Origin of the sequence: Bernardetia sp. Wsw4-3y2 (genome assembly GCF_037126295.1) — a bacterium.
Classification (GTDB): Bacteria; Bacteroidota; Bacteroidia; order Cytophagales; family Bernardetiaceae; genus Bernardetia.
On the sequence record NZ_CP147017.1, the window covers coordinates 251,566 to 268,474 of the forward strand.

The window sequence follows — 16,909 nt, forward strand, 5'->3', positions numbered from 1 at the left end:
TTTGTTCACTGTCAGACACCTCAAATGAGTAACATAAAACTCATTTGTAGAGCAGCCACAAATAAAAAGATTGTTTTTGTTTTCAATCCTGAGTTCATGTTATACTAGAAAATTTCTAACTTCTATGGTTACTAAATACCGTGTTACATAAATTTATTTGTGTTTTACTATCGTCGGTGTTGCCACCGAAAATGGCAAAATTTATAAATTGAACAGGGTTTTAACTCTGTTTGACCTGCAAAGAAATACAAAATAATTTATGTTACACAGTACTAAATTAATTTTGAGAATGTTTATTCTGATTGCTATTGATTTTTTCAAAACCTGCTTTTCTTAAATCAATCCAAACTGTGTATAATGATGCTTAAAATGTTTATAATGAAAAATTAAAGTTTCTTGTGCGTGTAAATCCCCTAAAAAAGGATTAAAATTGTAAGCATCTTCTTTCCCTTGATACACTTCAAAAAAACGTTCTAAAGAAGATAATAATTTTGATTTTGCTTCAACTAATGATGCATTTGTATAGTCTGGTAATCCAAAACGAAAAGCAGGATTATCTAAATTTCTACCCATAGGTTCTAATGAATAAATTAGTGCATTTTTAAATGCTTCTTGATTAGAATTAGGAGGAATGGGTGGTGTTTTTTTAATAATTGTTGAGCCAATAACAGCCGTATAAAGATGTTCTATCATGTGTTGAGGAGTCATTTTTCCCCAATGAGGTTTTTTTGTAGCTAAAAGTTTTGATGTAGCTGCTGGAATAGTGGTCTGTAAAAAAAGTTTTGCTTCTGTAATTCTATGAGGTTCTAAAATTTGTGTAGAGTGAGCGTTCATTGTGTGAATTTTTGAGTAAAAGAATAATCTAAATTTCTATTTTTGCATACGGAAATTGAAAAATAAAGTTTTTTGTCTTTGCTTGTAGATTAAACTTTAGAAGCTGTTTGAGTAAAAACTTGACGCTACGTTTTGTTGTATTTTAAGTATACAAAACAAAAAGTCGTAAATTATAGAAAAAATGATTCTTATTTATGTTTTGCTATCGTCGGTGAAGACACCGACAATGGCAAAATTATAAATTGAATAGGGTTTTAACCTGTTTTACATGCAAAGAAATGCATAAATAAATGAAACCCACGATTTTAATCGTGGAAAAACAGGTATAGAATAATAGAAAATAGCAGGTGGTATTTTAAATATCTCCAAGTTGTGGACGCATAATAATTTCTTCTATAACCGTTTGTTTTGAAAGTGAATAAGCAGAAAAAATAGATTCAGCAATATCACTTGAAGGCATAAAACGCTCCTGAGGCAAACCCGAACCTTCCCAACTTGATGTATAAGTAGGGCCAGGCATAACTGAAGTAACTTTTACATTGTGTTCTTTGAGTTCTTCACGCAATACTTTGGTCATGCCATGAAGTGCAAATTTAGAAATACAATAACTTCCTCCATTTGGATAAGCTGTAATACTTGCTGTCGAACAAATATTAAATAAATGACCACTTTTTCGTTCTACTAAAATAGGAACTAACAGACGAGTAAGATGATAAGCACTAAAAAGATTTGTATGTATTTGCATTTCAAAACTACCTTCTTCTTCTTCTAAGATTTTCCCTGGAATAAAAACACCTGTATTATTTACCATTACTTCAAAGCCTTTGGTAGTGCTATTTTCCTTTTTTGCTTCCTTCTCGTTGAGTAAAATGATTTTCTTTGCGTATTCTCCAAAAGAAATAATATCTTCTTTTTTAGATAAGTCAGCTTGTCGATAATATAAAACAACAGGATTTTCTTTGGTAGAATAGTTGCCTTCTAATTCTTCTTTGAGCGCAAAAAGCTCTTCATTATTTCTTGAACATGTGATTACATCATGCCCATTCTGCATAAATTTTTCTAAAATTGCTTTACCAATTCCTTTTGTTCCACCAGTTACGAGTATCATATTCTTTTTTTATTTTTGGATTTGAATAATTGTAAGAGAATAATTATTATCATTAAACCTTATCACGGTTTGTATTAAGGTAGTTCAGACTTCCAGTCTGAACATCAAAAACAGTATTTCATCAAATTTAACAGTCTGGAAGACTGTTATACAAAAATAACTGTGATAACCTTTATTGAGTGTTTTATAAAACTAAATCAACTCATCTAAAATTTTCTCTAATTCTCTATCAATTGTTTCGTATTGATTTTTGAGTTCTAAGATTTGTTTTTGTTCCATTTCCATCAATAAATCAAAATCCTTGAAGTTAGCGTCGATTTGATTTTTTAGATTGGCAATGTAAGTAGAGAGTTTTAGATAAATTTCTTCTTTGAGAGCTTTTTTTCCTTGGCTAATCTGCTCTATATATTTTTGCATAATCTTCTGTTTTTTGACCATTACTGTAACGCCCGTAAAAAGTAGACCAACAGCCGTAATAATTCCACCTGTAATATCAAAAACTGCACCTTGTGTCAAGACTGTCAAGGCAACACCTACAATTGCCAAGCCTCCACCTGCTGCAAAATCAGTTGCAAAACTGGTGTCTTTTGGAAACAAATCTTTATGAACAAAATTTTCAGTTTCTTTGGTAAACTCGTGAAATTCAGTTTGTAAATCTTGTAAAACTCTACTTCTACGGTCAGCAATATCTCCAAAAATAGCATGATTTTCTTTCAAAATTTTTGGACTATTATTGAGTTGTAAGTCAATCATTTTTGCCATTTGCTGAATTGTATCTGCAATGGCTGTAATTCCTTCTCCAAGTTTGTCTGTTAAGGTTTTGGTAAGATTGCGTTCCAAATCTTGTGCTACACGCTCAAACCACACTTTTACAGATTCTTTATCTGAAAGCATTGATTTAAAAGATTTTCCCAACAAATTAATAGGATTTAATCCTTTACTAATTTCTTGTTCGGTTTCTCGTGTGATATTTTCATAAGCACCCAAAATATTTTCTATCAAAACATCAACTTGATACAAGGATTTTTTTTCTTGATCGTTGAGTGTTTTCTTTACATCTAGTCTAAATTTACTATCTGCTTCAAGCTGTTTTTCTCTAAGATTTACCCCTTCTTTTATTCTTGAAAGAATAGTTTTTGAAGTATCAATATTATTTTTGAGCTTCAAAAGTGGCGCACGTCCTCCTGTTATATTGTCTTTTATGTATTCTCTTATTCCTGCAAAATTACTTTCTTCATGTTTTCCTTCTTGTTCTAATTTAGCAGAAACAGCAAAAATTTGAGGTTCTAATAATCCTTTTTTCTCTGCATGTTTTCGTACTCCTTCAATGTTTGTGTTTAAATCAGCTTCATTTAATAAATCAGATTGTTGAAGAACAAAAATTATTTTCTTTCTCCAATCTTTATGAATAAAATCAAAAAAGTCCCAACTAGATTGTCGATATGGGTTTTTAGCCTCAAAGACAAAAACTATTAAATCAGAAGAAGGAATAAAATCTTCTGTAATTTTTTGGTGTCCTTCCGAAATGGCATTTGTTCCAGGGGTATCAACAATGGCAATCTCCTTTAAAATCTCAACAGGTAAAAGAATCTTTTTCAGGTGTGGATTCATTACCATAATCTGTTCTTCTTCACCATATAAAATCTGCTGAACTGTATCCGTACAAGGGTTTGGTGCTACCTTACAAATGTCTTTTTCAGTTTCTAAAAGTGCATTGACAAAACTACTCTTTCCTGCCTTTACTTCACCTACAACTACAAACATATAGGGTTCGTTGATGCGTTGGCGCAGTTCACTAACCGTACTAGAAAGCTCCTTACTCTGAATATCTTGAGTGAGATTGTGTAAATTTTTGATTGTTTCGTCCAAACGAAGACGAAATTTTTGAAGACGTTTGTCTATAATACGGCTTTTCATTGATTGTTTTTTGTATTTTTAATAAAAGAGAGTTTGGGTTAAAAAATAACTCCTACAAGTTCCTACGAAGCTACTAAAAAAGATAGACAATACCATAGATTTGATTTAGTAATTAGGGCAAATACATGAAAATAATGATAGTTTTATTTGTTTAGCTTAAAGGTTATTTTTGATTTAAATAAGAGTATTTGAATCAAAATAGCTTAGCTTACATGTCCTTATTTTAGGCTTTTTCTACAAAACTTTTATGTTTTTCTTATTTTGTAATAACTAGTTTCAGCATGATTATTTTTATTTTGTATTAGTGGCGTAAATTTTGGAGTATATATGGGTTTAACAAATAGTCTATAAATTGGGTTTTGAAACTAATCCTTATTCATTAATTTGTTATATTTCAAGCTACTAGCATAAATTTAATCATTGTTGTCATTTAAGAATATTTTTTTTGCTTCTTATTTTTTATATAATCTATAACAAACATTATTTATCATGAGAAAAATTTTATTATTTATTTTATTTTGTCTGTACTTTGGATTTAGCTCTTTGAGCTATGGACAATTTTATCCTGGAGGCATGGGAGGAGATGCTATGCCTTTTTGGTTTTTGCCTTCTCAAGCCTATACCACAGGAGTTTTTCCCTACCCAGCACCAACTAACGGAAATGATGTGCAGATTTGGATAGATAATGCCCTTGTTGTAGGAGGTTCTAATGATGCTACACAGCCTACTGTTGCTCGTCGTCCAAACTATAATAATACAGGTGTTTATGCAAATGCTTCTGTCCGTTTTGATAGAGCTAACACAGAATGGTTACAAATGGCTGATGACAATTCTATAAATAGCACTACTCATGACCAAAAAGCACTGACTTTGACTTTTCGTGCAAACGATGTTTCTCCTACTTTACAATTTATTTATGAAGAAGGTGGAGGAACAAATGGAATGGGAATATATTTATTAGGTAATGTACTTTATGTAGCCATTTGGAATGATGGAGCTGTTTGGCCTAATGTGGGAGGTGGTAGCACTTTATTTTCTAATGGTGAAAGCTATCGTTTTTTTAGACAAACAATTACAGCTAATACAGATTATCTTGTAACTCTACTTTATGATAATAATTATACTAATACATTCAGAGCTTTTTTGAATGGAACTCAAATGAGTGTCAGTGATAATATCGTTAGAACATCATTACCTGTAGGAACTTTTTCAGCTCATACTGATGATACAGGTATTGGAGCAGTAAATAGCACTTCCAAAATATTTGATATTACTAATGCTTCTTTGACAAATACAAATGTAACACCAACTACTTCTGGAGGAACTTTTTTTGATGGTCGTATTGGAGAAATTACTTATTATAATAATGGTTCGAATGTAGCTCGTAAGATAGTAGAGAATTATTTTTCTACTAAGTATGCTTTTACACTAGCAACAGATGATATGTTTCCTGAAAATCCTTCTTTTAGAAGTCAAATGATAGGAATAGGACAAGAAACAACAAACTTAACAGGAGATAGAATTTCTTCTAATATACAAAGTAGTGGAGGCTTTTTTATTGCAAATGTAGATTTTTTCAAAGATATTAGAGATTATGTATTTGTGGCTCATAACTCTGGTGTAGGCACAACCCCTTTGGGTGCAGGAGAGTATTCAAATCGTCTTTGGTTAGTCGAAGTTACTGATGTGAATAATAATGATGGTGATCTACAAGTAAGTTTTGACCTAGGAGGTTTGAGTCTTGCTTCACCTGCTTGTGTTAATAGTGCTGCTGAATATTATTTACGAATCAATGGAGTCAATACTCGCCTTGGAGCAGGTACATATAATGCCTTAGCTCAAACAATTACTTTTATAGTTCCTGCTAGTGAGATAGATGGCGCACAAATTACTATTGGTGTAAATGATACTACTATACCTACTTCAGAAGCAGGCTTATGTAATAATGGTTGTGATGATGATGGAGACGGTTTAGTAGATTGTTATGATGGAGATTGTAATGGTAATTCTGCTACTCCAGATTCTACTTGTGATGATTATTATTATGGACAAGTTCCACCAGACTGTGTTCTTCCTAATACGCCAGACCCAGATATTACAACTACTATTCAGTTTGAAACTGATGATATAGATTTTGAAGTAGAACAACGTGGAGGCGTATTTATTGGAGATGTTGTTCCTGATACATGGTCTGAATATGCAGCCAATGGAATCACAGGAGATGATGCTATCCATTCAGAAGTGGTCGCTAAAAACCCATACGATACACCTTATACAGCAGGTCCTAAAAATGGACAGGCTCGTAGTCCTTACATTTATATTTATTCAGGAGATGATGGAAGATTACTTCAGAGAATACCTACTCCTGTTACAAATAAATTTAGTATGCTTGCTCTAGCTGATGTGGATAGTGATGGTAATGGAGATATATTTGTTACGGGTAATGATAGAAGAATATATCGCTTTGAGTTTGATCCAACTCTTCAATTATACGATGCTGCCCTTCCAGCAGTTGGAACGCAATCTACTAATAATTGGGTAGCACAATCTTCTGTTCTTGTAGGACATTCAGAAATGTCTCCTGCTCTAGCAGATTTTGACCAAAATGGAGTGCCAGAGGTATATGTTGGAAATGCCATTTATAATGCTGTTACATTAGCCAACTATATTGCACCAAATAATACTTTGAGTTCAGGGAATCATCCAAATGATAATACAGCAGCTTTTCCAGTAGCTTATGATGTCTTTTCTCCTTCTGATATTGTTCCTGCTACTGGTGTTGCTTGTGGTGGAGATTGTCAGGGTTTAGAACTTGTTACAGGAAACAGAATATATGCTGTAAACCTAACTGCAGGTACGCTTACTTTACTTTCTTCTGCACCTGCTAATATTACTGATGGACGTGCAAGTGTGGCTGATATGGATAATGACGGACGTGTAGATGTGGTTACCTGTGGATATGATAATACAGGTACTGCTGCTGGAGCTATTTTTATTTGGAATCCACGCACACAAGCACAAATGGGTACAACTTTTAAATTAACAAATGGAGGACAAGTTACAACTATTGGTGGTCGTCCTAATCTAGCAGATATAGATGGAGATAGAATGTTAGAGGTCGTAGTAGGAGGACGCAATCGCCTTTATGCTATTGAAACAGATTCGGATGCAGATGGATTTTTTGGTCCTGCTCTTGCTTTAAAATGGGTAGGAATTACAGACGAAACTTCTGACCGTACAAGTGGCTCTACCTTTGATTTTAATGGAGACGGAATTTCAGAAGTAATTTATAGTGATGAAGCTGATGTAATTATCTTTAATGGAGCAACAGGAGCAGTAGTTGAGAGAGTAGTATCTCTATCAGGTACTCGTAGTGAGTATCCAATTGTAGCAGATGTAGATAAGGATGGACTTTCTGAACTTATTGTAACTTCCCAAAACCAAAACGGACCAGATGATAATGCTATTGGTAGAGTAACTGTGTATGCCTCTGGTTCGGGTAGTCCTTGGGTTAGTTCTCGTCCTGTGTGGAATCAACATACTTATCTTATTACTAATGTAGAAGATAATCTTACTATTCCTTCTAATCAACAGAATCATATACAACCAGGATATATAGCAGGTCCGCCTGCTCAAACAGGTCCTCTAAATTCTTTTATCAGACAAGTATCTTCTTTTGATAAAGATAATAATTCGCTTACACCAACAGGAAATTTGGTAATAACAACTATTGATGCTACGCCTGCAAGTTCAGGTGGAGATGTAGATTATTCAAACTGTCTCCCTACTGGTGAAATTATCATTTCTGTAACAGTAACCAATGATGGAGATGCAAACTTGCCTGCAAGTACACCAATTACATTTTATGATGAAAATCCATTTAGTTCTAATTCAAATATTTTGAATGTATTAACTTTAGGTATTGTACTAGCTCCTGGAGCAACACAGACTCTATCTTTCTCAATAAATGTAAATGGAGGTAATTTTAATATGTATGTATTGGGTAATATCGATGGAAATGCAAATCCGTTGCCTCAATATTCAGCAGCAGATAATTCTATATATGAAAATGGAGAGTGTGATTATAGCGATAATGGACAACCAACTTTTATAGATGAATGTCTTCTTCCAGTAGAACTTATTTCTCTCTATGCTGAAAATCTATCTAAAAAAGTAGTGGTTCATTGGGCAACAGCTACTGAGTTAGATAATGATTATTTCTTAGTAGAGCGTGCTGGAGAAGATTTACAGTTTAGAGCTATTGGAAAAGTAGTTGGTAAAGGAACTAGAAATGAGCGCACCGATTATTTATTTAATGATTATGAACCATTATTAGGAACTGCCTATTATAGGCTCAAACAAGTAGATTATAATGGCAAATGGACTAATACAAAAGCTGTTTCGGTTACACGTACTACAAACAATCTTCCTCCAGCACTTTATCCAAATCCAAATAAAGCTGGAAGAGAACTCTATATGCGTGGTTTTGTAGACGCTTCAATGATAAAACAACTCAGAATCATGAGCATTACAGGACAAGAAGTAAGCTCTAATATAGAAGTAAAATCTGCATCTGACGGAATTGTTGTTATTAATTTACCAAAAACACTTTCAAAAGGAATTTATATTTTAAATATAGCAACAGATTTTGGAGCAGAAAACTTCAAATTTATGATAGAATAAAATTCAAAATTTAATTATCAAAAAAGAGGCTGTCCGAAAAGGTCAGCCTCTTTTTATGCAGCTATTTTTTGTAATTCTTCTTTTTGGTTGATTTTTTTGATGATGCAAACAAATTTTGTCTTTTGGTGATTTTTTTGAGTATAAAAAAAGGTGCAAAAAGATGATTTTTTAGAATTGAAAGTATTTTTTAGCTTATCGGCAGTTTTTGCCACCATTTTTCTAAAATTATGTCCAAGAGCCATCAATAGAAACTCCATTTCTACTTTTACTAATCCCTTAAAAGTAAATCGATTAAACTTATTATTATATTTGAGATGCCCAAAAACAGCTTCTACTTCTATAGGGCGTTTACTGCGCTGCTCTAATCCTTTCTCACTAGTTAGTAAATTTCTAGCTTTCTCTTTTAGTTGGTTTAAACGATGATTCACTTGTATTATTCTATTGCCTTCAGCTTTATGACATAAATTGCGAAGAGGACAATCTTGACACCTTTTTGCTTGATAATAAGATACTTGCGATTCGTATCCATTACTTGAAGTACGTTTTCCATCTCTTATTTTCTTCATTCTTTGCCCCATCGGACAGACATAAAAATCTAATTCTTTGTTGTAAAATAAATTCTGAACTAAAAAAGGATTATTTTTCATTTTCCTTTTTTGCTCTTTATGGAAATAATTGTACTTAACGTAGGCAGTAATTTCTTTTTTTTCAAGTAATTCATAATTTTCTTCACTTCCATAACCTGCATCAGCTACTACTTCTTTACTTTGTTTATTGTACTGATTTTCAAATCCTTCTAAATGAGAGGATAAAGTGGTGGTATCTCCTGCCGTTTGATGAATAGAAACGTGGGTAATAAATTGATTTTCTGTGGACACTTGAGCATTATAAGTAGGTTTGAGTTGTCCATTTTTCATGTGATCTTCTTTCATCCGCATAAAAGTAGCATCCGTATCTGTTTTACTATACGAGTTTCTACAACCTAAAATTTTCAGAGACTCTTCATATTTACTTAATCTAGGAAGATATTCATCTTGCATTTTTTTTAGTTCTCTTGCCTGTTGTTTACTCGGTTCTTTTAGTTTTTTATTGATTTGAGCGAGTTTTTCTTTTAATAATTCTGAATCTAATGGAGTAGATACTTCTTCTTTATTTTCTTCTTGATTATCTGATTGAATACTACTTTCAATATCAGATAAAATTTTATTTACTTTAGTTTCTAACTTTTCTTTATTTTTTTCAATACTACCACGCCAAACAAAAGTATAACGATTAGAACAAGCCTCTATTTTTGTTCCATCAATATATTGAACATCAAGACTTACATAACCCATTTCAACCAACATTTTAACAACTTCTCCAAATAAACGATGAATGTGTGCCTTCAAAATTTTACCTCTAAAGTCATTAATTGTTCTAAAATCTGGTGTAGAATTGCCTGATAAATACATAAAATGAATATTCTCCCCAAGAGCTTTAGCTATTTTACGACAAGAATAAATATTGGATAAATAAGAATAGAATAGCACTTTAACGAGCATTCTTGGATGATAAGCTGAACAACCTCCACCTTTGTATTGAGAAATCAAATCGCTAATATCCAATGAATCAACCACCTTTTCAACTAAACGAACAGGATGGTGAGCTGGAATTTTGTCAAATATATTGACAGGAAAAAGTTCGGGCTGCTTACCACTTTGGTTTTTGAAAACTACTTTTGCCATAGGCTATATAACGTTAGTATAAAAGTATATATACCTCGAAAATAAAAAAAATTAACCATAAAAAAAAGGCTGTCCGTACTTTTCGGACAGCCTCTTTTTTATGCAATATTTTCTAAAATAGAAATCGTTATGCTAATAATCTACTTTTATTCCATGATAATTTTCTTGTGTTTTATAGTCTTTTCGTAATGGAAAACCTTCCCAATCAGCAGGCATTAATAACCTTCTAAGGTCTGGATGATTCTCAAACTGAATTCCTATCATATCGAAGGCTTCTCTTTCGTGCCAATCAGCAGCCTTCCAAATTGAAGTGAGGGAATCTACAACAAGATTTTTGTCTCCTTCATGTGCTAACAAAATAGCTAAAGTAATAGAATGCTCAAACGGATAGGAATAGAGTTGATAAATTACTTCAAAAGAATTTTCATTATCTAATGCTGTAATACAAACTAGGTTATCAAAATAAAGCCTATCGTCAGTATATAGAAAATGAGCAATTTCTAAGAGAGATTCTTTTTTTTCTATCAAAATACGAGGTTGTAGCGTTTCTGTATTCTGAACTGAAATAGAATCTTGAAATTTTTCTTGTAAAGTGCTTGCTAGTTCTTCAAAAATCATAATTGAAACAATAAGTTATTCCTCTTCATCACTTTGTGAATCTTCCATTTTGTTGGGAGCTTTCTCTTGAGAAGGAGGGCGTTGTTGAGAAGTCGGACGAGGTGTTGGAGGTGGAGGCAAATCAGCTAATTCATCTCTTTCCTTTTTCTTGTCTTCTGCATCCATTTCTGAACCAATATTCCTGTTTGGATTTGGGTTCATTCTATTTTTAGTTTCATGGGTTGGTTGTCTCTCAGAAGAAATTCTTCCTGTTGGTTTTGGTCTAGGAGTTTCTGTTTCAGAAGTATTTTGATAAATTTCTTGTAATTCTCCTTCCATAACAATCTTTTTGAGTTGATTGTATTTCCAGCCAATACGCAACAAAATTGCACCAATAATAACAAAAGTAATAATTCCTTCGACTCTTCCCATTTGCCAAAAATCCCAAGCAAAAAACTTTAATAACAAGACCACAAATAAAATAAGGGCAAACAAACGCACTTCTTTTATTTTGTATTTCATTCCTAAAGTAATTGCTGTTACTGATAACAAAGCCCATAAAATAGGATAGCCAAACTGACTATTGGTTTGTAAAATAGCATCTTTTCCTTCTATTCCATCACCAATATCATAGAAAATCCAAACCACTGTATTGCGAAGCTCTAAAGATAAATAAGCAACTACAGCAAAGCATAAAATATAAATTGTGGTTGCATAAACAACTGATTTATCGCCATCTTCATAATAAACATCACGAGTAAGTAAAAGCAAACCAAAAAGAGTAATAAAAAGATTGAGATAATGTCCCAAGTATTGAGAAAGTGCATTGCTATTGGTTAACCAGTGTGATTCTGCTGATTTTGTACGAATATGTTCTAAAAGCAAATCCATAGCTTGAGGTTGAACTAATCCTAAATATACAAAAGCCATCAGAAAGACCATTCCTCCCATAATTTGCATTACTCCATTCCATTTTACTGTTTTGGCAAATTGCCACACACCAACAGCATAAATAATATTGAAAAGTCCGATAAGAATAAGTCTAAAATCATTACTTCCAAAATTATTTGACTTATGAATAATGAGTTCTAAATTTCCTATCAAGAACAAAACAAGAAGCATAAAACCACCTAAAAAATTGGTATACATTCCTACTGTTATGAATCCAATATCTTCGTCTTCGTCTTCATCTTTCAATAGATAAATAGAAAATGCAAGTCCGACCATCGTTAAAAGACTGCTCAAAACTGCACCATTTAATAAAAATCGCCTTGTCAAATCATTTTCATACGACCAGTATAAATCTAAAAACCAAACCACAATAGAAGCTCCAATCAAAAACATAGAAGCTGTTTTGAAAACGCTCATTTGTGAGCGAACACCTACCCAAATCAATATCACGCCTTCAAAAACAAAGCAAATATTGATATATTCTTTATCTACAATAAGTGGAATTGCAATCGTAAAAAATAAGATGGTATAGCCAACAACAGTATAAAAAAGTTTTACATCTGCACTATCTGACTTGTAAAGAAGATAAGAATAAATAGAGTTGAAGACTGCTAGACCAAAAATAAACACTCCTAAATAACCAAAGCTATCAATTTGATAAAGCACATAAGAAATAATGATAACATAAGAAATCACATTTGCCAAAAGCATGGTATAATTAAATCCTTTCAAACGCTGTTTTGTACCCATACTATAAACTACATTCATTAAGAAAAATGTAACATAATAAAGAGTAGAAAATACAAGAGCTGTAAGAGCATTATTTCCGACATTAAAATCAGCCAAAAATACCCAAATATCAAAAAGAAATAAAGAAGCTATAAAAGTAAAAATATTAATATTCCCCCATTCTTTTCGATGTGCAATACCTAGAGCAATGATATTTAATAATAAAAGATAAGTAAAAAGGGCAAAATAATTAGTCGATTCAAAGCCTACCACAACAAAAGCAGTAACATACCCACCAACAATAGAAATTAAGGCAAGTGTTTTCCTATTATGTGCAATTGCCAAAATTACAGCTATCAATGTGATAAGTAAGTTTATTGCATACGCCCAAATCTGACTACCAACCGAATAATATTCAAAAAGTAAGCTGGCTGAATAATATAAAATTATCATTCCACCTACCAAATAAGTTGCACTCAAACTTTTACTGCTATTTCTCTGACGATGTGAAAGTGCCAAAAGAATTCCTCCTACCGAAAACCCAATAAATAGCTGTCCTATATTTCCAATAAAACCAGCATCAATACCAAAATTGATAAGCATAATGATACCCAAAATAAGCATTCCAATACCTATTTTGTTGAGTAAATTCTCTCCTAAGTATTCTTCTAACCCTTTCTTACTTTGGCTATAAATATTTTCTAATGCACGAGTTTGGTTTTGTAATGTGACTCCTTTAGGTTGGTAACGAGAATCAGGCTGACTTTGTCTTTGTTGTGGCTCTCCTTCTTCATCTTCTCCAAAAACTTTTAGATATACTTTTCGTCCTCTACCTACCATATCGCCTGTTTGGCGTGGTGCTTCTCGTGTTCCTTTATATTCTTTTATTTTATTTTTATAGATACGTTGCGCCAACTCATCATCTTCAATGGTAAGATCACTCATCTGACTAAGATGATGATAAATAGGGTCTTTCTTTACATTTTCTTCATAATCTTTATCAAAACGACGTAAATAAGAACGAGTTTCCTGTATTTCCTCTCTAAATCCTTCAGCAACTTTCAATAAATCACTAGCTTCACTATCTTTATTTTGAGTAGAAGATTGTGAAGTATATCTTTTGGGAACAAGATTTTTTGGAAGTTGATTTAACTTCTCATCAAATTTTTGATTGGGAAATTTTTCATTTTCTTCTTCAAAATTATCTTGTCTTTTTTTGGAATTATCAGGATTTTTAGGATTGTTTTTTTCGTTCATACTATTTTCAATTATGAATTAAAAATTACGAATTACGATGTTTTATAACTTAAGAACATAACATAATCCGTAATTCATAATTAAATTATTATTTTACAGAACTTTCTTCAGGTTGTCTCCAAAGTTCGCTTACTTCTTTTTTGTCTAAAACGAGCAAAAGACGAACAGGGTTAGGAATAAAAACCAAGCGAGCATCCATTTTTGGAGCTTTTTGTACTTCAAACTGAACAGCATCTTGTGGCTTAAAGCTATACTGCTGTCCGTGTTCGGTTTCCTCTAAAGGAGAATAATTACGAGCAATATAAGCAATAGGAGAAAGGACATCTAAACTTGGGCTATGTTGTTCATACAAATCTTCCAAAATATCTTCTAAATACTCACCATAGTTTTCTAAGAAATCATCTTCAAATTCGTGTAATTTTTCTTCTGCATCGTCATACGTTTCGTCGTTATAATCCATATCGGCGAGCATGCTTTTCTGCTGAATGATAGTTTCTAGGTCTTTGTTAAGGGCATTAAAATCCATACTGATAATTACTGATTTAATTTTTAATAAATAATAAAATGATACATTTTTCTGTAAAATATTAAATGTATCAGTTTCTTGAATTACTTATAATAAGTTTTTTGCCAAAAAATAGTTTTATAGATTTACCTATAAGCTGGCTAAATTAATTTTCTAATTTACGAATATTTTATAATGAAAACAATTTATAAAAATATCTAAATACACTGTTTCAAAAATTTTACAATGTTTTTTGTGTGTTCAACTCCTCAGAGTTGAACGAAACGCTTCCTCAGAAGCGTGATTCAAGCAAATAAATCATGCTTCTGAGGAAGCGAAACATTCAGTTCTGAGGAACTGAATGCACAACAAAATGCAATAAAACTTTTGAAACAGTGTACTAAAAGCTAAATTTATAAAATAATTTATAAAACACATTTTTTTATACTACAAATCAAGACATTGTTTCATAAAGTGTATAAAAAACGAGTTATTTTAGCTTTAGCTCAAATTTATTTATTTTTAATTAGATTTAAATAGTTTTTGAGTTTTATCATGGTTTGATAAGATACTAGAAAACAAATTTTCAACTCCATCAGCTTCCCACCATTCATACAAGTCAAATTTTGACCTATTTTCATCTGTTAGTCTATGTAGCTCATCTTCTAATTCTCTATATTTCAATAAATTTCCATTTTCATCACAATAACCTATATATTCTACTATTTTCTTCTCGCCATTTCTATTTTAGGTTCAAATTCTTGTCTTAATTTCATTTTATCAAAAAATATTTTCATTGTTTTGAAATAGATGGAAAAGACAAACCATTTTACTCCAAAGCTGTATAATGTTTAATAACAATCAAAAATAAGTAGTATCTTTGTAGTTACATTCCGAAATGAGATTTAACAAACATACTGCTTTTATTTTAAAACTTTCTGTTTGTGATTTATAAATGCTCATTTCACAATCCATTTATATGTCAGAAATTAGTAAAAAAAATACGCCAGATACTACGACCAAATCATTTGTCGATTTAGGTCTTTCAGATGAGCTTCTTCAAGCTGTAAAAAAAGTAGGTTATAGTTCGCCTTCGCCTATTCAAGAAAAAGTAATTCCTTTTGTTTTAGATAGAAAAGATGTTTTGGCTTCAGCACAAACAGGAACAGGAAAAACAGCAGGCTTTACTCTTCCTATGCTTCAACTGCTTACCCAAGATGTAAAACAACGTTCCAAGATTAGAAAACGTACTTTGCGTTGTCTTATTCTCACTCCTACTCGTGAATTAGCAGCACAGGTTTTTGAAAATGTAAAAGAATATAGTGAATTTTTAGATATTCGAAGTGCTGTTATTTTTGGTGGTGTAAATCAAAATCCACAAATCAGAACGCTAAAGAATGGTGTTGATGTTTTGGTAGCTACTCCTGGTCGTTTGTTAGATTTGGAAGGACAAAAAGCTCTTTCACTTGCTGATGTAGAGATTTTAGTCTTAGATGAGGCTGATAGAATGTTAGACATGGGATTTTTGCATGACATAAAACGAGTTATCAAACTTGTTCCTACCAAAAGGCAAAATCTTCTTTTTTCGGCTACTTTCTCTAAAGAAATAAAAGCTCTAGCAGGAAAAATATTAAATAATCATGTTACTGTAGAAGCAACTCCAGAAAACACAACAGTAGAAAAAATCAATCAAACTGTTTATAGTGTCAATAAAACACGAAAATCAGATTTGATTATAAAATTGATTGATGAAGGAGAATGGGAGCAGGTTTTAGTCTTTACTCGCACAAAACATGGTGCAAACCGTTTGAGTGAAAAAATGACAAAAAAAGGGATTCAGGCAGCAGCTATCCATGGAAATAAAACTCAAAATGCACGTACAAAAGCTCTACAAGGCTTTAAAGATGGTTCTATTCGTGTTTTGGTAGCTACAGATATTGCAGCTAGGGGATTAGATATTCCACTCTTACCGTATGTAATTAATTATGAATTACCTAACGTTGCTGAAGATTACGTACATCGCATTGGTCGTACAGGTCGTGCAGGTGCAGGTGGAGATGCTATTTCATTGGTTTCTCATGATGAAGTTGAATTTGTAGAGAATATTGAAAAACTTCTTAACGAAAAAATTGAGAAAAAAGTAGTAGAAGGTTTTGAACCTACTGCCCCTTCAAAAGAAGACATCGAAGAAGCAGAATTGGCAGCACGTCAACGAAGTGGAAGAGGTGGTTTTGCTAGAAATAGAGAAAGAAACCGTACTTCAGACTCTAGAGGAAAATCTAATTCTGTAAATTTGGGAAAACTAAAGTCAAAAACAAAAGGACGTAAAACAAATAACCCCAAATTTGGAGGAAAAGGAAGAGGAAAATAAAAAAATAGCTCCTAATTATTAGTTTAATACCTGTGCTGTTGTTGGTCTTTAGTTTCGACTTGCCGTTACGATGAACAACAATAAACATAGAGGTAAAAAAATAGAGTTTCATTTTTTGAAACTCTATTTTTTTGGTTTGCAATTAGATAATACCAACTACAAAAACCACGGCAGGATACCAAATAATAGCTCCTCACTCAACTTGAACTGATGCACAGGTATAAATATTTTAA

10 protein-coding genes are annotated in these 16,909 nt (G+C 32.3%); 2 read left to right on the forward strand and 8 right to left on the reverse strand.

Annotation, left to right across the window (positions count from 1 at the left end; all coding sequences use genetic code 11):
• Positions 1-333 precede the first annotated feature (333 nt).
• The 3 genes from V9L05_RS01025 to V9L05_RS01035 form a co-directional block, all read right to left on the reverse strand.
• Positions 334-834 carry a hypothetical protein gene (locus V9L05_RS01025; RefSeq protein ID WP_338791269.1) on the reverse strand — a complete coding sequence of 167 codons (501 nt, stop codon included), beginning with the start codon at positions 832-834 and terminating at the stop codon, positions 334-336.
• A gap of 355 nt (positions 835-1,189) precedes the next feature.
• Positions 1,190-1,942 carry an SDR family oxidoreductase gene (locus V9L05_RS01030; RefSeq protein ID WP_338814017.1) on the reverse strand — a complete coding sequence of 251 codons (753 nt, stop codon included), beginning with the start codon at positions 1,940-1,942 and terminating at the stop codon, positions 1,190-1,192.
• 192 nt (positions 1,943-2,134) lie between these two features.
• On the reverse strand, positions 2,135-3,859 hold the full coding sequence (locus tag V9L05_RS01035) for a dynamin family protein (protein WP_338814018.1): 1,725 nt from the start codon (positions 3,857-3,859) through the stop codon (positions 2,135-2,137).
• Between the two features lie 489 nt (positions 3,860-4,348).
• Between V9L05_RS01035 and V9L05_RS01040 the strand changes: the two genes are divergently transcribed.
• Entirely contained in the window at positions 4,349-8,542 is a 4,194-nt protein-coding gene (locus V9L05_RS01040) for a T9SS type A sorting domain-containing protein (protein ID WP_338814020.1), read from the forward strand.
• 53 nt (positions 8,543-8,595) lie between these two features.
• On the opposite strand, the gene V9L05_RS01045 is transcribed toward V9L05_RS01040, so the two are convergent.
• The 5 genes from V9L05_RS01045 to V9L05_RS01065 form a co-directional block, all read right to left on the reverse strand.
• Positions 8,596-10,266, reverse strand: a complete 1,671-nt coding sequence (locus tag V9L05_RS01045; RefSeq protein ID WP_338812234.1) for an IS1182 family transposase — start codon at positions 10,264-10,266, stop codon at positions 8,596-8,598.
• 132 nt (positions 10,267-10,398) lie between these two features.
• Complete coding sequence (locus V9L05_RS01050) at positions 10,399-10,884, reverse strand: NADH-quinone oxidoreductase subunit C (protein WP_338814021.1); 486 nt, start codon at positions 10,882-10,884, stop codon at positions 10,399-10,401.
• Between the two features lie 15 nt (positions 10,885-10,899).
• Positions 10,900-13,800, reverse strand: a complete 2,901-nt coding sequence (locus V9L05_RS01055; protein ID WP_338814022.1) for a DUF2339 domain-containing protein — start codon at positions 13,798-13,800, stop codon at positions 10,900-10,902.
• Positions 13,801-13,888: 88 nt separating this feature from the next.
• Positions 13,889-14,326, reverse strand: a complete 438-nt coding sequence (locus tag V9L05_RS01060; RefSeq protein ID WP_338814023.1) for a hypothetical protein — start codon at positions 14,324-14,326, stop codon at positions 13,889-13,891.
• A gap of 501 nt (positions 14,327-14,827) precedes the next feature.
• Positions 14,828-14,989 (reverse strand): hypothetical protein, encoded by a 162-nt coding sequence (locus V9L05_RS01065; protein ID WP_338814024.1) that lies wholly within the window; start codon positions 14,987-14,989, stop codon positions 14,828-14,830.
• 295 nt (positions 14,990-15,284) lie between these two features.
• Here V9L05_RS01065 and V9L05_RS01070 point away from each other — a divergent pair, with 295 nt between their 5' ends.
• The gene (locus V9L05_RS01070) at positions 15,285-16,676 is read left to right on the forward strand and encodes a DEAD/DEAH box helicase (protein ID WP_338791261.1); all 1,392 of its coding nucleotides are present in this window, start codon (positions 15,285-15,287) and stop codon (positions 16,674-16,676) included.
• Positions 16,677-16,909: the final 233 nt, after the last annotated feature.

Bases quoted from the DNA above. Each gene is read 5' to 3' on its own strand.
- V9L05_RS01025 (WP_338791269.1), bottom strand. From the start codon at position 834: ATGAACGCTCACTCTACACAAATTTTAGAACCTCATAGAATTACAGAA.
- V9L05_RS01030 (WP_338814017.1), bottom strand. From the start codon at position 1,942: ATGATACTCGTAACTGGTGGAACAAAAGGAATTGGTAAAGCAATTTTA.
- V9L05_RS01035 (WP_338814018.1), bottom strand. From the start codon at position 3,859: ATGAAAAGCCGTATTATAGACAAACGTCTTCAAAAATTTCGTCTTCGT.
- V9L05_RS01040 (WP_338814020.1), top strand. From the start codon at position 4,349: ATGAGAAAAATTTTATTATTTATTTTATTTTGTCTGTACTTTGGATTT.
- V9L05_RS01045 (WP_338812234.1), bottom strand. From the start codon at position 10,266: ATGGCAAAAGTAGTTTTCAAAAACCAAAGTGGTAAGCAGCCCGAACTT.
- V9L05_RS01050 (WP_338814021.1), bottom strand. From the start codon at position 10,884: ATGATTTTTGAAGAACTAGCAAGCACTTTACAAGAAAAATTTCAAGAT.
- V9L05_RS01055 (WP_338814022.1), bottom strand. From the start codon at position 13,800: ATGAACGAAAAAAACAATCCTAAAAATCCTGATAATTCCAAAAAAAGA.
- V9L05_RS01060 (WP_338814023.1), bottom strand. From the start codon at position 14,326: ATGGATTTTAATGCCCTTAACAAAGACCTAGAAACTATCATTCAGCAG.
- V9L05_RS01070 (WP_338791261.1), top strand. From the start codon at position 15,285: ATGTCAGAAATTAGTAAAAAAAATACGCCAGATACTACGACCAAATCA.